This is a genomic window from Metaclostridioides mangenotii, from assembly GCF_018917235.1.
Lineage (GTDB): Bacteria > Bacillota > Clostridia > Peptostreptococcales > Peptostreptococcaceae > Metaclostridioides.
The window spans coordinates 358244-382079 of the sequence record NZ_JAHLOF010000002.1 but is presented as its reverse complement, the minus strand read 5'-3'; the positions used below and the strand labels follow the sequence as shown (position 1 = coordinate 382079).

The 23836-nt window shown below is 30.7% G+C and carries 24 protein-coding genes; 19 read left to right on the top strand and 5 right to left on the bottom strand.

The annotated features are described in order from the left end of the window. Positions 1–51 precede the first annotated feature (51 nt). The 9 genes from KQI18_RS05025 to clpX all read left to right on the top strand — a co-directional run bounded on the left by KQI18_RS05025 (position 52) and on the right by clpX (position 9446). Complete coding sequence (locus KQI18_RS05025; protein WP_216466580.1) at positions 52–474, top strand: DUF3783 domain-containing protein; 423 nt, start codon at positions 52–54, stop codon at positions 472–474. A gap of 38 nt (positions 475–512) precedes the next feature. Beyond that, complete coding sequence (locus KQI18_RS05020) at positions 513–1448, top strand: phosphoglycerate dehydrogenase (protein WP_216466579.1); 936 nt, start codon at positions 513–515, stop codon at positions 1446–1448. Positions 1449–1503: 55 nt separating this feature from the next. Next, positions 1504–3528, top strand: a complete 2025-nt coding sequence (gene ligA / locus KQI18_RS05015) for an NAD-dependent DNA ligase LigA (protein WP_216466578.1) — start codon at positions 1504–1506, stop codon at positions 3526–3528. A gap of 114 nt (positions 3529–3642) precedes the next feature. After that, positions 3643–4992 carry a ribonuclease PH gene (gene rph / locus KQI18_RS05010; RefSeq protein ID WP_216466577.1) on the top strand — a complete coding sequence of 450 codons (1350 nt, stop codon included), beginning with the start codon at positions 3643–3645 and terminating at the stop codon, positions 4990–4992. Continuing rightward, positions 4992–5462 carry a metallophosphoesterase family protein gene (locus KQI18_RS05005; protein ID WP_216466576.1) on the top strand — a complete coding sequence of 157 codons (471 nt, stop codon included), beginning with the start codon at positions 4992–4994 and terminating at the stop codon, positions 5460–5462. The genes rph and KQI18_RS05005 overlap by 1 nt, the downstream gene beginning before the upstream one ends. Before the next feature lie 146 nt (positions 5463–5608). Beyond that, positions 5609–6895, top strand: coding sequence for a trigger factor (tig, locus tag KQI18_RS05000; RefSeq protein ID WP_216466575.1), 1287 nt, complete (start codon positions 5609–5611; stop codon positions 6893–6895). A 72-nt stretch (positions 6896–6967) separates the two neighbouring features. After that, a complete protein-coding gene (gene clpP, locus KQI18_RS04995) occupies positions 6968–7552 on the top strand; it encodes an ATP-dependent Clp endopeptidase proteolytic subunit ClpP (protein ID WP_216466574.1) in 585 nt (194 codons plus the stop codon). A gap of 46 nt (positions 7553–7598) precedes the next feature. Beyond that, a complete protein-coding gene (gene clpP, locus KQI18_RS04990; protein WP_216466573.1) occupies positions 7599–8183 on the top strand; it encodes an ATP-dependent Clp endopeptidase proteolytic subunit ClpP in 585 nt (194 codons plus the stop codon). Between the two features lie 12 nt (positions 8184–8195). Further along, positions 8196–9446, top strand: a complete 1251-nt coding sequence (clpX, locus tag KQI18_RS04985; protein ID WP_216466572.1) for an ATP-dependent Clp protease ATP-binding subunit ClpX — start codon at positions 8196–8198, stop codon at positions 9444–9446. A gap of 34 nt (positions 9447–9480) precedes the next feature. On the opposite strand, the gene KQI18_RS04980 is transcribed toward clpX, so the two are convergent. Together KQI18_RS04980 and KQI18_RS04975 are read right to left on the bottom strand one after the other, a co-directional pair. Continuing rightward, entirely contained in the window at positions 9481–10008 is a 528-nt protein-coding gene (locus tag KQI18_RS04980) for a chromate transporter (protein WP_216466571.1), read from the bottom strand. Further along, entirely contained in the window at positions 9996–10508 is a 513-nt protein-coding gene (locus tag KQI18_RS04975) for a chromate transporter (protein ID WP_216466570.1), read from the bottom strand. Before KQI18_RS04975 ends, KQI18_RS04980 begins: the two co-directional genes overlap by 13 nt. 162 nt (positions 10509–10670) lie before the next feature. Between KQI18_RS04975 and lon the strand changes: the two genes are divergently transcribed. The 3 genes from lon (at position 10671) to KQI18_RS04960 (ending at position 14936) form a co-directional block, all read left to right on the top strand. Next, entirely contained in the window at positions 10671–13034 is a 2364-nt protein-coding gene (gene lon, locus KQI18_RS04970; RefSeq protein ID WP_216466569.1) for an endopeptidase La, read from the top strand. Beyond that, the gene (yihA, locus tag KQI18_RS04965) at positions 13024–13635 is read left to right on the top strand and encodes a ribosome biogenesis GTP-binding protein YihA/YsxC (protein ID WP_216466568.1); all 612 of its coding nucleotides are present in this window, start codon (positions 13024–13026) and stop codon (positions 13633–13635) included. The genes lon and yihA overlap by 11 nt, the downstream gene beginning before the upstream one ends. Positions 13636–13862: 227 nt before the next feature. Further along, the gene (locus KQI18_RS04960) at positions 13863–14936 is read left to right on the top strand and encodes an ATP-binding protein (protein WP_216466567.1); all 1074 of its coding nucleotides are present in this window, start codon (positions 13863–13865) and stop codon (positions 14934–14936) included. A gap of 113 nt (positions 14937–15049) precedes the next feature. On the opposite strand, the gene KQI18_RS04955 is transcribed toward KQI18_RS04960, so the two are convergent. Then, positions 15050–15646 (bottom strand): class I SAM-dependent methyltransferase, encoded by a 597-nt coding sequence (locus KQI18_RS04955; protein ID WP_216466566.1) that lies wholly within the window; start codon positions 15644–15646, stop codon positions 15050–15052. Positions 15647–15951: 305 nt separating this feature from the next. On the opposite strand from KQI18_RS04955, the gene KQI18_RS04950 reads away from it, so the two are divergent. From KQI18_RS04950 to KQI18_RS04935, 4 genes are read left to right on the top strand one after another with little or no spacing between them, the layout of a single operon-like run. Continuing rightward, positions 15952–16632 carry a DUF881 domain-containing protein gene (locus KQI18_RS04950; protein ID WP_216466565.1) on the top strand — a complete coding sequence of 227 codons (681 nt, stop codon included), beginning with the start codon at positions 15952–15954 and terminating at the stop codon, positions 16630–16632. Then, a complete protein-coding gene (locus KQI18_RS04945) occupies positions 16625–17878 on the top strand; it encodes a GspE/PulE family protein (protein ID WP_330654355.1) in 1254 nt (417 codons plus the stop codon). The genes KQI18_RS04950 and KQI18_RS04945 overlap by 8 nt, the downstream gene beginning before the upstream one ends. Continuing rightward, positions 17862–18980: a type II secretion system F family protein gene (locus tag KQI18_RS04940; protein ID WP_236887644.1), complete on the top strand. Its 1119-nt coding sequence runs from the start codon at positions 17862–17864 to the stop codon at positions 18978–18980. Before KQI18_RS04945 ends, KQI18_RS04940 begins: the two co-directional genes overlap by 17 nt. A 43-nt stretch (positions 18981–19023) precedes the next feature. Then, the gene (locus KQI18_RS04935; protein WP_236887643.1) at positions 19024–19413 is read left to right on the top strand and encodes a type II secretion system protein; all 390 of its coding nucleotides are present in this window, start codon (positions 19024–19026) and stop codon (positions 19411–19413) included. 167 nt (positions 19414–19580) lie between these two features. Here KQI18_RS04935 and KQI18_RS04930 read toward each other — a convergent pair whose 3' ends face one another. Further along, positions 19581–20822 (bottom strand): cation:proton antiporter, encoded by a 1242-nt coding sequence (locus tag KQI18_RS04930; protein WP_216466564.1) that lies wholly within the window; start codon positions 20820–20822, stop codon positions 19581–19583. A 2-nt stretch (positions 20823–20824) separates the two neighbouring features. Beyond that, positions 20825–21457, bottom strand: coding sequence for a TetR/AcrR family transcriptional regulator (locus KQI18_RS04925; protein ID WP_216466563.1), 633 nt, complete (start codon positions 21455–21457; stop codon positions 20825–20827). Positions 21458–21877: 420 nt separating this feature from the next. On the opposite strand from KQI18_RS04925, the gene KQI18_RS04920 reads away from it, so the two are divergent. The 3 genes from KQI18_RS04920 (at position 21878) to KQI18_RS04910 (ending at position 23781) form a co-directional block, all read left to right on the top strand. Then, positions 21878–22972 carry an SEC-C domain-containing protein gene (locus KQI18_RS04920; RefSeq protein WP_257431898.1) on the top strand — a complete coding sequence of 365 codons (1095 nt, stop codon included), beginning with the start codon at positions 21878–21880 and terminating at the stop codon, positions 22970–22972. A 121-nt stretch (positions 22973–23093) separates the two neighbouring features. Continuing rightward, positions 23094–23459, top strand: a complete 366-nt coding sequence (locus KQI18_RS04915) for a hypothetical protein (RefSeq protein ID WP_216466562.1) — start codon at positions 23094–23096, stop codon at positions 23457–23459. Positions 23460–23463: 4 nt separating this feature from the next. Continuing rightward, complete coding sequence (locus KQI18_RS04910; protein WP_216466561.1) at positions 23464–23781, top strand: hypothetical protein; 318 nt, start codon at positions 23464–23466, stop codon at positions 23779–23781. The last annotated feature ends 55 nt before the right edge of the window (positions 23782–23836 follow it).

Genomic DNA, 23836 nt, shown 5'->3' with positions numbered 1-23836 from the left:
AATTAAAATATATAAATGTTTTTTAAATTATGGAAAAAAGAGGCGAATTAAATGAGTTTTGAAAAAATATCAAGTGATAATAAAAACAGCAATGACAGTAAGACATGTATAATTCTTGTTAATTTCGATAAAAAAGAATTATCTCTGATTAGAAATGTGAGTAGGTTTGCTGGAATAAAGGAAAATATAGTTGTTAGCGGGAAACATGGGGAAAATACAATAAATGACATATTATCTGGGAAAATAGAAGAAAATAATGAAAAAGTTTTATCAAGCAAGGCGATTATTTTCAATAACATACCTGCACAAAAGGTTAGTGGTTTTTTGGATAGTCTTAAAAAAATGAGAATGAGAAGACCACTTACAGCTATGGTTACAGAAACATCTATAGATTGGACACTAAGCAACTTAATAGCAAATCTTATTGAGGAAAACACAGCCCTTTCTAGTGGAAAATCTTTTGAACATAAATAATAATAGCCAATTAGATATTTTACGAGGGGGGAATATAAATGAAAGTTTTATTCACAGTTAAATATGATGAAGAAAAAATAAATATGGTAAAAGATTTAGGATATGAGGTAATATACAAGTCAGAGAAGATTATTGAGAATACTGAAGAAATAAATACTGCTGATGTTTTAGTAACATATGATAGTTTTTCTAGACTAGATATAAATCAAATGAAAAACTTGAAATACATTCAAACAACGAGTGTAGGAATCGACCAACTACCAAAACAAGAAATAGTAGAAAGAGAAATAATTGTATCCAATAATAGAGGCGGATATAGTATACCAATTGGTGAGTGGATAGTAAAATCTATATTAGACATATACAAAAACACAGTGAGTTTTTATAAAAATCAGAAAAATAAAGTATGGAAACCGGATTTCACAACAAAAGAAGTTAGTGGAATAAGAGTTGGATTTTTAGGCACAGGAACTATTGCAATGGAAGCTGCTAAGAGACTAAAAGCCTTTGATGTTGAAGTGTGGGGAGTTAATACTAAAGGAAGTATAAGAGAGTATTTCGATAAGTGTTTTTCTACATCTAATTTGGATGAAATATTTAAATCATGTGATGTTGTAGTAGCTTCAATGCCCTCTACAAAAGAAACTATAGGACTTGTTAATAAAGATAAGTTTGAACTCATGAATGAAGGATCTGTTTTTATTAATATAGGAAGAGGAGATTTAATAAATCAAGATGATCTCATTGATTGCATTGGTAAGTTTAGGGGTGTAGCTCTTGATGTTTTTGAAGAGGAGCCGTTGAGCGAAGATAATAAACTATGGGATTTTGATAATGTAATTGTTACACCCCATAATTCTTGGTGGTCTGATAAAAATCCAGATAGGGTATTTGATTTAGTATATAATAATCTTAAAAAATTTATAAATAATGATAACTTAAAAAATGTAGTAGACCTAAAAAGAGGATATTAAAATACTAAAGAGTAAAAAGTAAAGAAAATATACTGCAATAGGAGATAATTGAATTATGGATATAGAAAAGAGAATGAACGATTTAATTAAAGAGATTAGCTATCACAATGAGAAATATTACAATCAAGACCAACCAGAAATCTCGGATTATGATTATGATACGTTGATGAGGGAACTGATATCTATAGAAGAAGAACATCCAGAACTTAAAAAAGTGGATTCTCCTTCCAATAGAGTTGGAGGTGCTCCACTGGACAAATTCAATCAAATAGTTCACAAGACTCCTATGTTAAGCCTTGCAAATGTATTTTCGGAAGAAGAGATTAGAAGCTTTGATAAAAGAGTTAGAGATTTGGCTGGGAAAGATTTAGAATATGTAGTCGAATTCAAAATTGACGGACTATCTGTTGGACTTACGTATCAAGATGGAGAACTAAAAAATGGTTCTACAAGAGGAGACGGTGTAGTTGGAGAAGATATAACCAAAAACCTTATGACAGTAAAGACGATACCTTTAAAAATTGATGAAAAAAGAGAGCTAATTGTCAGAGGGGAAGTATATATATCTAAAGAGGATTTTGAAAAAGTAAATGAACAGCAAGATGATTTAGGATTACAGTTATTTGCTAATCCTAGAAATCTTGCCGCTGGTTCTCTTAGACAATTAGATTCAAAACTTACTGCAAAGAGACCTTTAGATATATTTGTATTTAATCTTGAGAATATCGACGACTTTTCAATCAAAACACACAGTGGTTCAATTGAATTTTTAAAAGAGCAAGGATTTAAAGTAATAGAAAATTATAAGGTATGTAAAAGCATAGATGAAGTGATAGAACATATAAACTATTGGTCTGAAAATAGAGATAAGCTTAGATTTGAGATAGATGGTATGGTTATTAAGGTTAACGATATTGAAGCTAGAGAAGCTATGGGAAATACAGCAAAGAGTCCAAGATGGGCAACTTCATATAAGTTTCCTGCAGAAAAGAAAACCACTAAAATACTCGATATTGTAGTAGAAGTTGGTAGAACTGGAACTATTACACCAAGTGCTATTTTACAACCTGTTAGACTTGCAGGCACTACAGTAAGCAGAGCTACACTTCATAATGAGGATTATATAAAGGAAAAAGATATTAAAATTAACGATACTGTGCTTGTGCAAAAGTCTGGGGATGTTATTCCGAAAGTTTTAGAAGTGATAGAAAAAGATCGAACTGGAGAAGAGATAGACTTTATAATGCCTGACAAGTGCCCAGCTTGTTTAGAGCCGACTGTTAGATTAGAAGGCGAAGCAGCTGTCAAGTGCATAAATATGTCATGTCCAGCACAAATAAGAAGGGGTATCATTCATTATGTATCTAGGGATGCAATGGATATAGATGGACTTGGGGAATCTATAGTGACCCTTTTGCTTAATCAAGGTCTTATCAAAGATATATCTGACTTATACTATTTAAAGAAAGAAGATATAGTAAACCTAGAGAGAATGGGAGACAAATCAGCTAACAACCTTCTCAATTCTATAGAAGCTTCTAAGAAAAATGATTTATGGAGATTAGTTAATGGTTTAGGAATAAGATTTATTGGCACTAAGGCTGCAAAGATTCTTTCAGATAATTACAAGAATTTGGATGAATTAATTGATGCAAAAGTAGATGATTTAAACAACTTAGAGGAATTTGGAAATATTATGTCAAGTAGTGTAGTAGAATTCTTTAATGAGGATAAAAATATAGAAGTAATAGATAAACTTAAAAAGGCTGGAGTAAATACTGAATCGTTAAAAGATGATTTTGATGATATAACGAAGATATTTGATAAGATGAAGATAGTACTTACAGGGACACTTCCAACTCTGAAGAGAAATGATGCAAAAGATTTTATAGAGAAAAGAGGAGGAAAAGTTACTTCAAGTGTGAGTAAATCTACTACATTCGTATTAGCAGGAGAAGAAGCTGGAAGTAAACTTACAAAAGCTGAAGAGTTAAATGTAAAAATAGTAGATGAAAATTACTTTAAGGAACTATTAGAACTATCAACTAAAGAAGAAGTTGAAGAAAAATTATCAATATAAGCTATAATTTGTGTATATAATGTAGATAACTTTTATAAATAGTGATAGTCTTTTATTATGACGATAAAGGATTAAAGTAATGCAAGAAGAAAATAGCTTAGGAGAGGAATAAGTATGACGAGAATTGATGGAAGAAATTATGATGATATTAGGCCTGTAAAAATAACAAGAAACTATACTAAATACGCTGAAGGATCAGTACTTATAGAGATGGGAGAGACTAAAGTAATATGCACAGCATATGTTGAAGATAAAGTCCCACCATTTTTAAGAAATACAGGTAAAGGTTGGATAAATGCAGAGTATTCAATGCTTCCTATGTCAACTAAGCAAAGAAAAATAAGGGATGCAGTTAGGGGTAAATTGGACGGAAGAACTCAGGAAATACAGAGATTCATAGGTAGATCGATTAGATCAGTTGTAGACTTAGATAAAATAGGTGAGAGAACTATCTGGGTAGATTGTGATGTTATACAAGCAGATGGTGGGACAAGAACTGCTTCAATTACTGGAGCTTTTGTAGCAGTAGCTGATGCTATATACAAAATGTATCAGGAAAAAATTATAAAAGAGATACCTATTACCAGCTTTGTATCAGCTGTTAGTGTAGGAGTCGTAGAGAATGAATATGCCTTAGATTTATGTTATGAAGAAGATTCAAAGGCATCAGTAGATATGAATATAGTAATGACAAACAGAGGCGAATTTGTGGAAGTTCAAGGAGCTGGGGAAGACAAGCCTTTCTCTAAAAGGAATTTATACATGCTTTTAGAACTTGCAGAAATAGGTAATAAAGAACTTATAAAGGTACAAAAAGAAGTTCTCGGTGAAATTACTGAAGCTATAATTGGAATGGAGTACGGAAAAGAGATAGTTGTGGCTACTGGAAATAAAAATAAACTAAGAGAAATGAACTCTATATTAAAAGGATTAGACTATCAAATATATACGTTAAAAGATTTAGATCTAGATAAAATAGAGATTATTGAAGATGGTAAGACATTTGAACACAATTCACTAATAAAAGCAAGAAGAATTGCAAAAGAAACAAATATGATAGTTATTGCTGATGATTCTGGACTTGAAGTTGAAGCTTTAGGTGGTAAACCTGGAATATTCTCTGCTAGATTTGCTGGTGAAAATGCAACTGATGAAGATAATAGAAAAAAATTACTAGAAGATTTAAAAGATGTTCCTAAAGAAAAAAGAGGTGCAAAATTCGTATCTGCTATAGCAGTTGTATTCCCGGATGGTAAAACATTTACTGTTAGAGGAACATGTGATGGCAGAATAGGATTTAAAGAAGTTGGAGAAAATGGATTTGGATATGATAGTCTGTTTATAGTAGATGAATACGACAAAACATTTTCTGAAATGTCTAGCGACATGAAAAACACTATAAGCCACAGAGCACAAGCTTTAAGATTTATGAGAGTAGAATTTGAAAAAAGAGTTAATAAATAATGAAAGTCGGAGTAGTAAGTGATACTCATAGAATGAAAAAAAGTATCGACAAAGCAATAGAGTATTTAAAAGATTGTGATTTGATACTTCATGCTGGTGATAATTTTGTAGATTCAAAATATATAAATCAAGTAACAGGGATAGATATAATTGCAGTAAAAGGTAATTGTGACTACGAAAATGTGGAAGAAGAATTAACTATTGAAATTGAAAATAAAACAATTTTTTTATGTCATGGTCATAAATACAATGTAAAACATGGAGTAGACCTACTTAAAAAAAAAGCTAAAGATATTGGAGCAGATATAGTAGTATTTGGACATACTCATATACCGTATAAAGATGAAGAAGACAGCATATTTTTTATAAATCCAGGGAGTACTTCTATTCCTAGACATGTAAATTATAAAAGCATTGTTATAATGGGAATAAATGGAGATAAATTAGACGTCAAAGACGTAAAATTATAGGCAAAGTATAATTGTTAAATTGATATGATTGATCACTTGTAAATAAAAAAACTTATGTGATATAATTAAGAGGTTGCATTATTGAACGAATGAATTATAATACCAATATGGGGAATTGCATAAAGATAATTAGGAGGAGTAGGAGAATGAAAGCAGAACTTATAAAAAAAGAAGGAAATAAAGTTAATTTTAAAATAACAGTTGATAGCAAAAGCTTCGACGTAGCAGTTGATAAAGCTTATAAAAAAACAAGAAAGAACTATAACATACCTGGATTTAGAAAAGGTAAGGCTCCAAGAGTAGTACTTGAAACTCAATTTGGTAAGGGGCTTTTCTATAACGACGCTATAGAGATATTATTCCCAGAAGTTTATCCAGATGCAGTAAAAGAATTAGGAATAGATCCAATAGATAACCCAGATTTAGATGTAGAAGAAATAAGTAAAGATAACGGAATAGTAATGGTTCTTAATGTTGAAGTTAAACCAGAGTTTGAATTGGGTATATATAAAGGTATAGAAGTAGAAAAAGTTGAAGATACTGTAAAAGATGAAGATGTTGACGCTAAATTAAATCAAATGTTAGACAACAATGCTAGAATGGTAAGTGCTCCAGAAAAAGCTATAGAAGATGGAGATACAGCTGTTATAGACTTCGAAGGATTTGACAATGGAGTAGCGTTTGAAGGTGGAAAAGGCGAAAACCACAACCTTGTTATCGGATCAAACTCATTTATACCAGGATTTGAAGATCAATTAGTAGGTAAAAAAGTTGGAGATGATGTAGATGTAAATGTTACATTCCCGGAAGAGTATCATGCTGAAGATCTTGCTGGTAAGCCAGTAGTATTTAAAGTTTCTATTAAAGACGTTAAAGTAAAAGAATTATCTACATTAGATGATGAATTTGCTAAAGATGTAAGTGAATTTGATACACTAGATGAACTTAAAAAAGATATTAGAGAAAAGTTAGAAGAAGAGACTAAAGTTAAAGTTGAAAATGAATTAAGAAGCAAAGTTGTTGAAAAAGTAGCTGAAGGAACAGAGGTTGAAGTTCCAGAAGTTATGGTAAAAACTCAAGTAGACAATATGTTAAACGAGTTACACTATCAACTTCAAGCTCAAGGATTTGGCTTAGATCAACTTTTATCAATGACAGGTAGAAATATAGATGAGATGAAAGAAGAAAGAAAAGAAGAAGCTCAAAAAGTTGTTAAATCATCATTAGTATTAGAAGCTATCTGCAATAAAGAAGATATAGACGCTACTGACGAAGAACTAAACACTGAGTTAGAGTCAATGGCAACTATGTACAATATGAATTTAGAAGAAATAAAGAAAGCATTTAGAGAAGAAGATATAGAAGATATAAAAAATCAAATCAAGATGAGAAAAACAATAGATTTCTTAGTTGAAAATGCAAAATTAGCATAAATTAATACAAAAACAACTTGCAGTGGGTGGTTAGCCCACTGCAAATTGTATAGATAAAAGGGGGTATGGCATATGGCATTAGTACCTATGGTAGTTGAACAAACTGGGTTAGGAGAGAGATCTTATGATATCTACTCAAGATTATTAAAAGATAGAATAATCTTTCTTGGTGATCAAGTTGACGACGTTACTTCAGGATTAGTAGTAGCGCAACTGTTATTCTTAGAAGCAGATGATCCAGATAAAGATATACATTTATATATCAACTCTCCAGGTGGTAGTATTACAGCTGGAATGGCTATATATGACACTATGCAATATATCAAACCAGATGTAAGCACAATATGTATAGGAATGGCAGCATCAATGGGAGCTTTCCTATTGGCAGCAGGGACAAAAGGTAAGAGATTAGCTTTACCAAACAGTGAAATAATGATTCACCAGCCACTTGGTGGTACACAAGGTCAAGCTACAGATATAGAAATTCATGCTAAAAGAATACTTAAGACTAAAGAGAGTCTAAACAAAATTTTATCTGAGAGAACAGGTCAACCATTAGAAAAAATTCAAATGGACACTGAACGTGATAACTTTATGAGTGCAATAGAGGCCAAAGAATATGGCTTAATCGATGAGGTTATAGTTCATAAACCGTAGTATATCTATCTAAGTTTGATAAATAATAAAAAAGGGGGTATGCATAATGGCATCAGTACCTGTAGTTGTTGAGCAAACTGGAAGAGGAGAAAGATCTTACGATATTTACTCAAGATTACTAAAAGATAGAATAATATTTTTAGGTGAAGAAGTAAATGATATTACAGCTGGACTTGTAGTAGCACAGCTTTTATTTTTAGAAGCTGAAGATCCAGATAAGGATATACACCTATATATAAATTCTCCGGGAGGAAGTGTTACAGCTGGAATGGCTATATACGATACTATGCAGTATATAAAACCAGATGTAAGTACAATATGTATAGGAATGGCAGCATCAATGGGAGCTTTTCTACTTACTTCAGGAGCAAAAGGAAAAAGATTCTCTTTACCAAATAGTGAAGTAATGATACATCAACCACTTGGAGGAACAAGAGGTCAAGCGACAGACATAGAAATACACACTAAGAGATTATTAAATATTAAAGAGACAATAAACAAAATATTATCAGAGAGATCAGGTCAACCACTTGAAAAAGTTAAAATGGATACTGAACGTGATAATTTTATGAGTGCTGAAGAAGCAAAAGAATATGGTTTAATTGATGAAGTGATTATAAGCAAACCGTAGGGAGGGGTTAATATGTCTAAATACGAAGATAAACGACAGTTAAAATGTTCATTCTGCGGTAAAAATCAAGATCAAGTAAGAAGATTAATTGCAGGCCCAAATGTTTACATTTGTGATGAATGTGTTGAGCTTTGTGACGAAATCATCCAAGAGGAAATGGAAGATATTATAGAAGATAGTTCAATATCTTTACCAAAACCTAAAGAGATGATGGAGATACTAAATGACTATGTAATAGGTCAAGAAAAAGCTAAAAAATCTCTATCTGTAGCAGTATACAATCATTATAAGAGAATAGGCGGTAAAAAAACTATCTCTAAAGATGTTGAGATACAGAAAAGTAATGTTCTTTTATTAGGCCCTACTGGCTCTGGTAAGACATTATTAGCACAAACATTGGCAAAAACATTAAATGTTCCATTTGCAATGGCAGATGCGACTTCTTTAACAGAAGCTGGATATGTTGGTGAAGATGTTGAAAATATACTTTTAAAACTTATCCAAGCAGCAGATTTTGACATAGAAAAAGCAGAAAAAGGTATCATCTATATAGATGAGATCGATAAAATAGCAAGAAAATCAGAAAATCCATCTATCACTAGAGATGTTAGTGGTGAGGGTGTACAACAGTCACTTCTAAAAATTTTAGAGGGTACAGTTGCAAATGTTCCTCCGCAAGGTGGAAGAAAGCATCCACACCAAGAATTCCTAAAGATAGATACAACTAATATATTATTTATATTAGGTGGGGCTTTCGATGGCATAGAAAAGATTGTTCAAAAACGAAGAGGAAGTAATACTCTAGGTTTTGGGGCTAAAATAGAGAGCAAGAAAGATATGGATATCGGTAAAATGTACGAAAAAGTTCTTCCAGAAGACTTGCTTAAATTCGGTATAATTCCAGAATTTATAGGAAGAATACCAGTAATAGCTACTTTACAGTTACTGGATGAGAGTGCCTTAGTTCGTATACTACAAGAACCAAAAAATGCTCTAGTTAAACAGTACAAAAAATTATTTGAACTTGATGATGCTGAACTTGAGTTTGAAGACGATGCACTTATAGCTATTGCTAAAAAAGCGATAGAGAGAAATACAGGTGCGAGAGGTCTTAGAAGCATAGTCGAAGAGATAATGATGGAGACAATGTTTGAAGTTCCATCTAGAGAAAATATTAAGAAGGTTTTGGTTACGAAAGAATCTGTTGAAAATTCTGATGTCGAACCTGAAATTGTACTTAAAGATCAAGAAGAGAGTGCATAATAAAAAGGAGCTTTATTAAGCTCCTTTTTTGTAATTAAATAAATGCAAGGGCGATTCCGATCGCACCGTAAATGAATATTATTGCTATAGAACCAATTTTTTTCTTATGTAAAAGTAAGTATGATGACGCAAATGCTATAATAGCATACCAATTCCAGGATACTTCTTTGCCAGAAGAAAATGCTGCGGCTAGAATGAAGCCTATAGTAATCGGCCTAAGAACAATAAGTAGATTTTCAACTCTTTTGTTGTTTTTAAACTTATCAAATAGCTTAGAAATAATTGTAAGCCCGATTATAGCAAACAAAGAAACACCTATTGTAGCAGCTAAAGAGCCAAGCACACCAGCTGTTTTATAGCCTACAAAAGTTGCGCTATTAATTGCTACTGGTCCAGGTGTAGACTGTGATATGGCTAATAAATCCAAGAATTCTTGACTCGTTATCAGGTGGTTTTTAGTTATAAATTCCTGCTGTATAAAAGGAAGCATTGCATAACCGCCACCAAAACTAAATGCACCAATTTTAAAGAATAATAAAAATAGTAATGCTATTTTTGACATAAGCTATACACTCCTCCTCCGATTATTAAGTAAACAGGGCTAATATTAAATATAGCAACACAAATAAATGTAATTACTAAAAAAATAATATTTACTTTAGATTTAGGTAATTTTTCGAATAAACTAGCGAAAGAGAAGAGTATAAGTGCAATAACTACCGGTGCTACTCCCATAAAGAATCCATCTAAAATTTTAGATGATGAATTTTTAAAGTACAAATATGAAACAGTAAGTACTATAAAAAAAGAAGGAAGCGCTGATCCAAGAGCGCATACTAGCACACCTGGTATTTTGTATAATCTATAACCGAGCAAAACTGAAATATTTATAGATAGCACCCCGGGGTAACTTTGAGCTATAGATAGATAGTCTAGGAATTCTTCTTCTGTAAGCAGACCTTGTTTTGTGACAAGTTCGTCTTGAATGAGAGGAACCATGGCGTATCCGCCGCCAAATGTAAAAGCTCCTATCTTTAAAAATGTAAAAAATAGTTTAAACATAATGTAAACCTCCATAATGCAAAGTTTGTAGTACCTTTCCATTATATCATAATAAACAGATATTAAAATATTATTAAATAAGGGTTATTATGTTGAAAATTAGTTATTGTAAATATATAATATAACAAGCGACACTAAAAGTATAAGTAAAGGAGATATGATATGGAAGAAAATTATACTAAGGTAGAACACGAATTGCCATTGATTCCTCTAAGAGGGTTATCAATATTCCCATATATGATTTTGAATTTCGATATAGGCAGAGAACTTTCTCTTAAAGCCCTTGATGAAGCTATGTTGGGAGAAGATCTAATATTTTTGACTTCTCAAAAAGAGGCGGATGTAGATGATCCAACTGAAGAGGACTTTTATCATGTAGGTACTATCTGTAAAGTAAAACAGATGATAAGACTTCCTGGAGATACAGTGAGAGTTTTAGTAGAGGGAGTTTCGAGGGGAAAAGTAAAAGAACTAAATCAAGATGAAGGATATTTTAAAGCTGTAGTTGAAGAGATAATCTACAATAATAAAGATGAAGATGCGGAAACAGAAGCAGAAATTGAAGCATTTGTGAGAAATGTATTTGATTCTTTTGAAGAGTATATCAACATAGGAAATAGAGTATCACCAGAAATACTTATCTCCCTTGCAGATATAGACGACGTTGATAGATACATAGATACAATAGCATCTAACATATATCTAAAACCAAATCAAAAGCAACAAATACTAGAAGAATTTGATATTAAGAAGAGATTAGAGTTAATATACTCAATCCTATTAGAAGAGATAGATATACTTAAAATAGAGAAAAAAATCACTTTAAGAGTCAAGAAACAGATGAATAAAGTACAAAAAGAGTACTATCTTAGAGAACAACTTAGAGCCATTCAAAAAGAATTAGGTGAAGAGGAAGATATAAATTCTGAGGCTGAAGAGTACAGAGAAAAACTAAGCAAACTTAAAGTACCTAAAGCTACAAGGGAGAAAATAAGTAAAGAGATTGATAAATTCTCTAAAATTTCTCCTATGTCACCAGATGTATCTGTTAGTCGTAACTATTTAGATACTATATTTTCACTACCATGGAGCAAAGAAACAAAGGACAAACTAGATATCAAAAAAGCCAAAGATATACTTGATGAAGACCACTATGGCCTAGAAAAAGTTAAAGAAAGAATACTTGAGTATTTGGCAGTGAGAAAATTATCTAAAACTCACAAAGGGCCTATTATTTGTCTTGTTGGACCGCCAGGAGTTGGTAAAACATCAATAGTAAAATCAATAGCGAAATCCCTTAATAAAAACTTTGTAAGGCTTTCACTTGGTGGGGTTAGAGATGAAGCTGAAATAAGAGGTCACAGAAGAACTTATGTAGGTTCTATTCCTGGAAGAATTATTAACGGTGTTAAAGAAGCCCAAACTAAAAATCCAGTATTCTTACTTGATGAGATTGATAAAATGGCAGCAGATTATAAAGGAGATCCTGCATCAGCCATGCTTGAAGTATTGGATCCAGAGCAAAACAAAGATTTTGTGGATCATTATTTAGAAATACCTTTTGATCTATCTAAAATACTGTTTATAACTACAGCAAATAGTTTAAGCAATATACCAAGACCATTACTAGACAGAATGGAGATCATAGAAGTAACAGGATATATTGAGGAAGAAAAAGTAAATATAGCAAAACAATACTTAATTCCAAAACAGATTAAAGAACACGCTCTTAAAGAAGACTTTATCAAGATGGATGAAGGTGCCATAAGAGAGATTATAAATCATTATACAAGAGAAGCAGGAGTTAGAACTCTAGAGAGAACTATAGGAAAGATCTGTAGAAAAGTTGCTAAGAAATATGTAGAAGACCCAACACTTGAAGGTGTGAAAATAACAAAAGATAACGTAGAAGAGTATCTAGGGAAAGACATCTTCAGATATCAACTTGCTGATAAAGAAGCACATATAGGATTAGTTAATGGTCTTGCCTGGACAGAAGTTGGCGGAGTTACTCTAGAAGTTGAAGTTAATGTTCTTAAAGGAAAAGGTCAAATAGTGCTTACTGGTAAACTAGGAGATGTTATGAAGGAATCAGCTAGAACAGCTATCTCATATATAAGATCGATTGCTGATAAATACAATATAAATCCTGATTTTTACAAGGATAATGATATACACATCCATATTCCAGAAGGTGCAGTGCCAAAAGACGGACCTTCTGCAGGTATAACAATGGCTCTTGCGGTTATATCAGCACTTACAAAGAGAGTTGTTCCAGGGAACATAGCAATGACAGGAGAGATTACACTTCGTGGTAGAGTACTCGCAGTAGGTGGAGTCAAGGAAAAACTATTAGCAGCACACAGAGCGGGAATTACAAAAGTACTATTGCCAAAAGAGTGCGAGGCGGATTTAGAAGAAATTCCAGATAATGTTAAGGAAAAAATGGAGTTTGTTTTAGTTGAACATATGGAAGAAGTCTTAGAACAAGCATTAATGAAAAGTGGTGTAAAAGATGAAAATTAGAAGCACAGAAATAACAATGAGTGCAGTAAATAAATCACAGTATCCACCAGAGGGCATACCAGAAATTGCCCTTGTTGGAAGGTCTAATGTAGGTAAATCATCAATAGTAAATACACTTCTAAATAGAAGAAACTTTGCTAGAACGAGCCAGACTCCAGGTAAGACCAGAACAATAAACTTTTACCTAATTAATGAGGAATTTTACTTTGTAGATTTACCAGGTTATGGGTACGCAAAGGTAGCAAAATCAGAAAAACAAAAATGGGGCGGAATTATGGAAAGATATCTAGAAGATAGGGATGTGTTATGCTCAATCCTATTACTTATAGATATTAGACATGAGCCTACTGAAGACGATAAACTTATGTATGAATGGATAAAGCACTATGGATATAACTGTGTAGTGGTGGCAACAAAGTCAGATAAAATATCTAGAGGACAATATCAAAAACACATAAGTATAATAAGAAAAAAATTACAAATGGCCCATGAAGAAAAAGTAATTCCGGTTTCATCATTAAAGAAAACTGGAGTAGAAGAGCTGTGGCAAGAGATAATAGCTCAGTATGAAGATCACGGATACGAAATTAGAGTAGACTAACGATATAGGATTAACTATTGGTTACTGCATATTTAAATTGTAGTTAACAAAATAGTTAATCCTTTTTTGTATATATAATATAGAGCTATAAAATAATGGATTTTAAATTAGCTTAAAGGCAAGAATACATATCAAAGACATAAATAAAATAAAAATTTAAGTAATAAATTTCGTAATTTAGTAATAAGCTTATTAGAGTGAAAATATTTTTTAGGAGGGGATTGTCAATGAAAGGTAGAATTAAAAGAGCATTTCCCGGTGGAAACACTTCAAAAGGCTCGTATTCATTTTTTAACTATATTGTGCCAGAAAACGTTAATAGAGTTTTTTGTTTAAAAGGTGGACCAGGAGTAGGAAAATCTTCTTTGATGAAAAAACTAGCAAAAGAATACAATACCGATGGTTATGATATAGAATTATTTCACTGCCCATCAGACCCACATTCACTTGATGCATTAGTAATTAAAGAACTGGGTGTGCTTTTATTAGACGGAACTGCTCCACATATTGTGGACCCTAAACTTCCGGGAGCTGAAGACGAAATAGTTAACCTTGGTGATTTTCTAAATACAAATGAATTAGAAAAAAATAAAGACAAGATAATAGAGGCGGATAGAGATATAAGTGAAAGTTTTAAGAGAACATATAAATATCTAGCTGCAGCGGAACCTATATTTTTAGATATTCAGGAGAAGTATTCTTCTTGCTTAAATCTTGGAAAACTTAATAAGATGACAGAAAGGTTTATAGAAGAACTTTTTAAAGATATTAAAAATACAGGTGTTTTTAGGAAAAAAGTACATTTGTTTGGATCAGCAATAACTCCAGTTGGGTGTGTTGATCATACTGATAATATATTCCCTGAAGATGCAGATGTATACTACTTATCAGGACAAATTGGTACAGGCAAGTCCACATTTTTGAAGAGATTAGCTGAAAGAGCTGAGATAAAAGGAATGAAGGTAGAAATGTATCATTACCCGCTTATCCCTGATAAAGTTGAGAGTGTCTATATAGAAAATCTAAATATAGGATTTACAACTAGTAAACTGTTTTTTGATAACAAGAAAATAGATTTTGATGAATATGTAGATAAAAAGAAATTATTAAGATATGAAGAGGATATAAAGGCAGATGAGAAGGCTCTTGAGGATATTTTAAATTTAGCAATTGCGTGTTTAAAGAGAGCAAAATCAAATCACGACATCATAGAAAGTTACTATGTTCCTAACATGGACTTTGATAAAGTAGGCGAACTGAGAAAAGATTTAATTAAAAAAATAAATAACTATAAGAAATAACAATAAAAGAAAAAAATCATTTTATTAGAAAGAAGAGCCTAAAAAAGCGAGTTTAAACTAAGTGAACTTGCTTTTTTAGGTTTTTGTTTAACTTCTCTAAGTTCTCAGCTGTTCTATTTTTTACATAAACATATGTATGCTTTTTTAATTACAGCTTTCCACTCTATATTCACAAAATTAGCTGACTCAAGTAGCTCCACTATTTCCTTTTCAGAATATATTCTAACATCACCACTGCTTCCGTATTTAATAAAAAGGTTAAATAATTCTCTCATAGGCGAAAATATCCATGCATCACATAAAATTAATGTTCCACCTGGTTTTAACACTCGGTTTATTTCATATAGAGCTTGCTTAGGATTTGGATAATGATGAAAACTTTCAACGCAAACAATTGCTTCGAAAAAGTCGTCTACATAAGGTAGATTCTCTGCATCACCTACTGTAAGTTCAGCTTTAGCACCTAGTTTATCTCTAGCTATTTCCAACATATTTTTAGATAAATCAAGGCCATAAAGCTCTTTAACATCCATTTCTTTTGATACCACATTTAATATTGTGCCCGTTCCACATCCCAAATCCAATATGTTGTTAAATTCAATATTTTTAAGTGCATCCATAACATGTGGATAACACTTTCTAGGGATTCTACTATAAATACTAGTATCATAAAAACTTGCTTGTTTATCAAAACTAATCTGATTTTTCATTTTGTGGTCCACTTAAATCACTCCTATTTAAAATTATCAAATATATCGTATAGGATATTAATAACTATTTCGGATATTGTGTAGGTATAAAATACTGTGCTAAACTATTGACTTAAATTCAGTATAGCACAAATTCCAAATGGAGATGAGAATTGTACAAGAATTGATTAATAGTATAAAGGGGGGTGAGAATTGCAACAACTTAATTTTCTTTAATCTATATAATTCTTTTTTACCGTCAATATATTTAATATGATATTATAGAAGTTAAAGATTTTGAATTAATTTGTAGGGAGCTAATCAGTATGAAAAAAGTATATATGTTTATAATACTAACGAGTATGGTGTTAGGTATTTTTATTGGAAGTATGATAAAGGACACTACCAGTGACGATGCTGTTTATGGAAATAAAGATAAAATTGTTAAGACTCAAATAAAAGAAAAGAAAAAATCTATAAAATCTCTTCAAAAGGCTAAAGAGGATCTTGATGAGGAAGTAGAAGTGTTAAGTGAAAAATTTAAAAGTTCTGAAGAAGCAAAAGATATCTATTCATTAGAAAAAAAACTGTCCTATACAAATGTGGATGGAACTGGAATAATAATTACAGTAGATGCGGTGGATGAAAAGATCGGTAACATAGCCAATTTAATTGATTATAATAAAATATTAGTAAATATTGTAAATGAATTAAAATCAGAGGGAGGAGAATTTATTTCTATAAACGATCAAAGAGTTAATCAGTATTCAGAGATTGCACTTGCAGGTAGCCATATTAATATTAATGGGACCCCCATTGCTCAACCATATGTTATTAAAGTAATTGGAGATGATGAAAAGTTATCTGATTATATGGAGAAGGGAAGCGATTATTTAAACTCTATCCAGTCCAAGAACCCAATCAAAATAAATCTTAAATTTGACAGAAAAATACATATGGAGAAAATAAATTTACCTAATAATATAAAATATATAGAGGGTGAGTAAAATTACTGTATTAGAAAAAAGTATGTCACAAGATGTCTTATTAACTGATGAAGGTGATAACTATGCACTAGAGATTCAAGATTTAGATTACATAAACTTAAATGTAGATAGCAGTAACACTATGAAGGCACTTTTTTTAGAACTTCTAACTAAAGCTGTAGAATTAAATGCTAGCGATATTCATATTGAACCATTTGAAGAGATGACAAATGTTAGAATGAGAGTTGACGGAGAACTTATCAGGATTTCTGATGTATTTATTGATGATTATGCCGCACTTAGTACAATTATTAAACTAAGCTCATCAATGGATATTACAGAGAGAAGACTACCTCAAGATGGAAGGGTAGATATAAAAGTAAAAAATAAGAATATAGATATAAGAGTATCGACTATGCCTACAATTTTTGGAGAAAAGATAGTACTTAGGATTTTAAATAGGGATTCTTTTTTAAAGAGTAAAAAAGAGTTAGGTTTCTCTGGTAAATCGATTGAAATGATTGAGGGAATGGTCAGCAAAAGATCGGGATTAATTTTAGTCACTGGACCTACTGGAAGTGGAAAAACCACGACAGTATATTCTCTGTTAGAAGATCTTAGAGATACAAGTAAAAATATAATGACGATAGAAAATCCAGTGGAATATAAGATGGAAGGAATAAATCAAATTCAAATAAATCCTAAAATTGGACTCAACTTCGAAAATGGTCTTAGATCGATCCTAAGGCAAGATCCAGATGTTATAATGGTCGGTGAAATTAGGGACTTAGAAACTGCTAGGATTGCAATAAGAGCAGCTATAACAGGTCATCTGGTAATTAGTACGTTACATACAAATGATGCAGTATCGTCCATTGCAAGGCTCATAGAGATGGGGGTAGAACCTTATCTATTAAGTGCCTCAATAATTGGTGTTTTATCACAAAAGTTAGTCAGAAAAGTTTGTAATAGTTGCAGCCATGAAATTTCTATAAAAGATAATTTATATGAAGAGATAAAGACTAAAGTCGCGGTAGGCTGTAAAAAGTGCAATGATATAGGATATATTGGAAGAACCGCTATTTATGAGGTATTAAATGTAGATGAAGATATAAAGATGTGTATAAAAGAATCTCCAGATACAAATTACATAAAAAACGTTGCTATAACCAGTGGAATGATAACGTTTAATGATTGTTGTAGAAACTTAATTGAAAATAAAATTACCACTTTAGAGGAGTGTATATCAATTGAAGAAATTATATAGCTCTTCTATACATTTAGAACAAAATTTTAAAATTAAAAAAATAATAAAAAACGCTAAATATTTAAAATCAACAAAAATAAAATCTAAAGAATTAAGAATAATGTGTAGGGAAATTGCCATTCTCTTAGATTCAGGGTGTGAAATTATAAAGCTACTAAACATAGTTAAAGAACATTCCAGCAGTATAGCAAAAAAATCTCTTACACATATTTCAGAACAGATCCAGCGTGGAAAGTCATTAACGCAAGCATTTCAGAGTACAGGGTCATTTTCTAATTTTTTTACAAATACTATTTCAGCAGGCGAAATTAGTGGTTGCTTAGACCGTGTTATGAATTCTTTATCAGTATATTATGATAATGAGTATAAGCTTAGGTCTAAGCTAATTACAATAATGATTTATCCTATAATCCTAATCATTTTATCATTAATATCAATAATATTTATTTTGTTATTTATCATACCAAATTTTCAAATCATATTTTCGAGCAATGCTATAGAACCACCATTACTATCAAAAATTTTAATAAATACTTCATATTTTCTAAGAAATAATTTAATAGTGTTAACTTTGGTTTTTATTTCTATGTTGATCTTATTATACTATTTATTTATCTACAATAGATGGTTTCAGAAAAATTTCGATAAAATAAAATTAAAATTACCTGTAAGTAAAATGCTAAATAAGTTAATTATTACGACTAGGTTTTCTAGATCGTTAATGATACTTATAAGTAGTGGCGTACAAATTATTGAAGCGATAGAAATTTCAGCCCATGTTGTAGACAATAGATATGTATATAAAGATATATCAAGCGTTAATAACCATATTAAAAAAGGAAGTTCAATAGGGATCGCGCTTGAACAAGTTAAAATTTTTCCAGAACTTTTTATATCTATGGTAAAGGCAGGTGAAGAAAGCGGGAAATTAGAAGAAAGTTTAGAGACAGCCAATAAATTTTATGAAAATGAACTCAATATAAAGATAGAACAATTGATAAAGTTATTAGAGCCGTCGATAATTGTGGTTTTAGGTACTATAATAGGCTCTTCAATAATAGCAATGGTAACACCTATGTTTGAAATAATATCTTCAGTATAGATATATATAATTACTGTAAAGTTGTTTTAGAAAGGTGGGTGTATTGAAGATAAAAATATTAACAAAAAGGGATAATAAATTTAGGTATCTAAAAAAGAAAAAAGGATTTACACTAGTAGAAATGGTTATTGTGATTACAATACTGGGGATTTTATCTAGTATTGCCCTTGTCAAGTATGGAAAGGTACAAGAAAATGCAAAAATAAATGCAGATTATACAAATGCATCTAATATAGCAACTGCGGCAAATATTGCGTTAAGTGATGACAAAAATATGTCCGATAATATAACTGTCGAAATTTTGAAAGAAAAGGGATATTTAAATAGTATACCAATACCTCAAAGTAGAGATGGTAGTTTTTCGTTAAAAGTCCAAGATGGAGGAAATGACATTGTAGTATTAGTTAATACAGAGCAGTTTTATCCCAAATAGAAGTTTATAAAAGATGACTCCGCGAAAATTTATCGACATTTATATTCGCTCCACGCTAATTTTATTGGTACAAATTAATTGTCGTCGATAAATTTTGCTGGGTCATATCTTATAGAGATTAAATTCAAAAGAACTTATTAATAATATAAAGCAACTTCTACATAACCCTATTTTGTAGCTATATCAGAGTCACTTTTATTAAACTCACCTGCCCATTCAAAAGCCTTTTTAGAAATTATAACAGCCAAAATCTCATTGATAACTGCGGCTGCAGCTATTGTACCTTGAATAATTTTTGCACACTCAGGAGCTGGGGTAGATAATACGGAGACGGCAATACCAGTAAAAACTAGTGACACACCTGAATGAGGTAATAATACAAGTCCTAAGTACTTCTTAACTGTGTTAGGAGAATTGGTAATCTTTGCTCCAAAGTAAGCACCACTGTATTTTCCCATTGATCTTGCAAGTATATATATAACAGTGTATAATCCTGCTCCAAAAACTAAACTATAATCAAGAGGTGTACCAAGATTTAAGATAACTATTATCATTGAAATACCAAGTATAGGATTAAATGAGAGCATAATTTTATTTAAATTTTCTTCAGTAATTAAATTGGCGAAAGTAGCTGAAAAGGCCATTCCAATTAGCATGAAATTTAATACTGGTTTTGGTAAAACTATATTGTTAAAAAAGAAACCAACGCCTGAAGCAATTAATAGTGTACTTATCAAAATTAAATTTGTAACATAAGTCGGATATTCTTTTTTAAAGAATAAGCCTACAAAGAATCCAAATATTACACCAATTATTATAGGCAATAAAATTACTACTAGTATCATATATAAAGGAAGTTTTTGTTCTGATATATGATTAGAAACTACAGAAATTGTTGTAAAGAATACAATAACTGCTACCATATCATCAAGTGCTGCCATAGGGATCAAGGTTTTTGTAACAGGACCATCTGTTTTGAATTCACGTACAATTGAAAGAGCTGGTGCAGGTGCTGTTGCAAGTGCAATACCACCAAATATAACTGAAAGATAAAGTGGTACACCTGTAAAATAAAATGCAATGCAAAATATTATGCTAACAACAAAATAAGTACCTAATGATTGAGTCAATGTTGTAATAATTATTTGTTTTCCAGTTTTTTTTATTCTATTCCAGACAAGTTCTGTACCAATTAATAAACCGACTGTACATTCTAATATACTAATAATAGTTTTATACCAATCAGAATTTAAGAGTTCATTATTGATAAGACCTAAAGCATGAGGTCCCAAAAGCATTCCTGCTAAAAGCCAACCTAAAATTGATGGTAATTTGGTTTTAGAAACAATCTTCCCGACTAAAATTGCTAATACAATTGAGACAATAAGACGTATTATTAATAAAATCAAATTTACTTTTCCCCCTTTGCAATTCCATAAAGTATAATATCAAGTAGTTTAGATAATTTTAATTCATGTATCTCAACCAAAGTATTAAAGTCTGAATTTCCAAATGCTTTATTTTGAAAATAAGCATTATACATTTCCTGAAATATTACGAAAAATTCCAATGCCTCATTTTCTGTAATTTCGTCTCTTAATGCAATGTTATTAATTATCTTCTTGTAACATTTAATATTTATAACATCGAATTCTTTTCTAAGTTCTTTAATTTGTTCTCTTAAATGTCTCGGCGGTTGTATAATTGATTGAAAAAATATATTACTATATAAAGGATTAATATTGAAAAAATGTTCCCTTCGATCTAGGTAATTTTTTATACTGTTTGTGCTTTTGTTAGGAACAATATTACTTTCTTCTACGTCTTTTAGAAAATCTGTAAGTTTATCAAAACAAGTTTTTACACATGTTAGATATAATTCTTCTTTATCTTTAAAATAATGGTAGATTAATCCTTTGGATATTCCATTTTCATTGCATATATTATTTATTGAAGCACCTTCATAGCTTTTAGCGCCAAATTCTGCTAGTGCCGAGTTTAATATTTTTTCTTTACTGATTTTACTTTTTTCTTTTTGTTTCATAAAAATCCTCCAACATTAAATAAAATTGACCGTGTAGTCTATTTTTATTATATTAAAAACAAACTTGGTAGTCAATAATAATTTATAATTTATTCTTATTGGAATTTTTAATGAAGTAAAATTAAATAAAGTAATTAGTAGATATATATTACTTTTATAAGATATAATGGATAAAAAATAGTTAAATATGAAAAACCAGAATATGATAGGCTTTCCTTATTGATAATTACTGTTTAAAAAAATATCTAAATATGGTAAAATCGTAAGTGGTAATTGTGGATAAGTGATGTCAACTGACAAATAACTGACATATTGCTAAATTAAAGCTTAGAAAAAGATTAGAAAAACGTTGGAATTTAACATATCCATGAAAATATGTGGTATAATAACGAATTGTACTTTTAATTTATTGATGGGGGAGTGAAAGTCACATTGTTAGGAAGAAATGAGCTATGTCCATGTGGCAGTGGCAAAAAATATAAAAAATGTTGTATGAATAAAGACCTTATTTCAGGGAGAGCTGCGAGAAAAGTTGGGCTTTCACAAAAAGAATATACTGATTTATATACGAGACTTTATAATTATTCAATGCAGGATAAGTATAAAGATGAAATAAAGAAGGCAAAAGAGGCTTTCTTTATAATGGATAATGAAGAGATTAATTCAAAATTTGAGGTGTTCTTCAATACTTACTTTATCCAAGACCATATAATGGAAGTAAACGAAGTAAATAAAGTTATTACAGTAGATTTCTTCGAGGAAAATAAAAACACATTGACTCAAGTAGATATAGACATATTAAAGAGCTTATTTGAATCGTATTTAAGTGTTTACGAGATAATGGACATGTCATCTGGAAAGGTTAAGTTAAAGGATTGTTTAACAGGTGATGAAGTAACTACAGCTGACGTTAATTTATTAAAGGAATTTAAAGTTGGTAGTGCAATAATAGCTAGGCCAATTCAGGTTGGAGATACAAGTCTACTTATAGATATAACACTAAGTATATCTGATGAAGTTAAGAATCTTATCGTTAATGATATCAATAACTTATACGATCAATACAAAAATGTATACAAAGATAAGAAAACTTTCTTAATATACCATACACATATACTTTATAAGTACATTCAACAATTACTTGATAAGAGAGTAGCTGACTACTTAAAAGAAGAGAGAGAAAATATTAAATCTAACGAGATAGCTGCAACTGAGAATACAGAATCTAATTTAGATGATGCGGATGTTTCTAATGAAGATTGTGAAGTATCTAAATTGCTTATGTTAAATTCAGATACTGAGCTTTCAGCAAAATGCATAAAGTTCTGGGCTGAATACAAAAATAATAATATGGATACAATAAAAGGATCAGAAAACAGCTGGGCAGCAGCTGTTGAGTACCATATAAAAAAAGAAATTGGAGAAGCTACAACTCAAGCAGAAGTGGCTAAAAAGTACGATACAAGTGCAAGCACTTTAGGTAAGCGTTATAAAGAATTTAAAAATGCTAAATAATTTGAAATTTTGGAGTTTGCTTATTAGTATGTAAGGCTAACTTAATTTAAAATATAATTTTATAATTATAAAAGAAAAACGATCTGTGATGATACAACGTTTAAGAAAGAGGTATTAGATAATGAATCTTAGTCTAGGCAAAGAAATTACAGTGTCAACAAACTTTATCAAATCAAATCCGGCAGTACCTATTTGCGTAGGTGACGAAGTGTATGCACTTATATACCATATTGAAATAGGATACAATAATGGAGGACACCTAGATACAAGACAATATATAATTATAGACTATAAAGAATATAATTTATCAAAGGATAAAAGAGATCAGTTAATAGAAATGGCTAAAAAATACTGTGAATCAAAAGGTATTTTGGATGACGAATCTCTAGAAATAGAGTTATTAGACAATGAAGAAGCAGAAAATTTTATTGAAAAAGTATTTAATAACATGAAAATAATAAAAGGTCTAATAACAGAAGGTAATTAAGGATATGGATTTTATAGGAATTGAAAATATAACTCCATATAAGAACGAAGTAGGATATTCTATATACAAATACGATGATGAAATAAATATTGGGGACAAAGATAACTTTGTATGTAGTGTTAGAGTAGTTATTTTAGAAGTTCAAGACTCTTTATCCAACAGGTTAGGGAAAAAGGTGCAAGCTTTGTCTATAGTAGAAGATTACGGACAAATTGACAATATAGATGACTTTGAAACTAAATTAAAAAAATATATAATTGAAGAAGTTTTATTTGTAGATTTAAATAAAGAAAATATAGATGTAATTTATACTAAACAATAATAACATCTAGAAAATATAATGGGATATCTTAAAGTGTGTATAATTCACTTAAGAT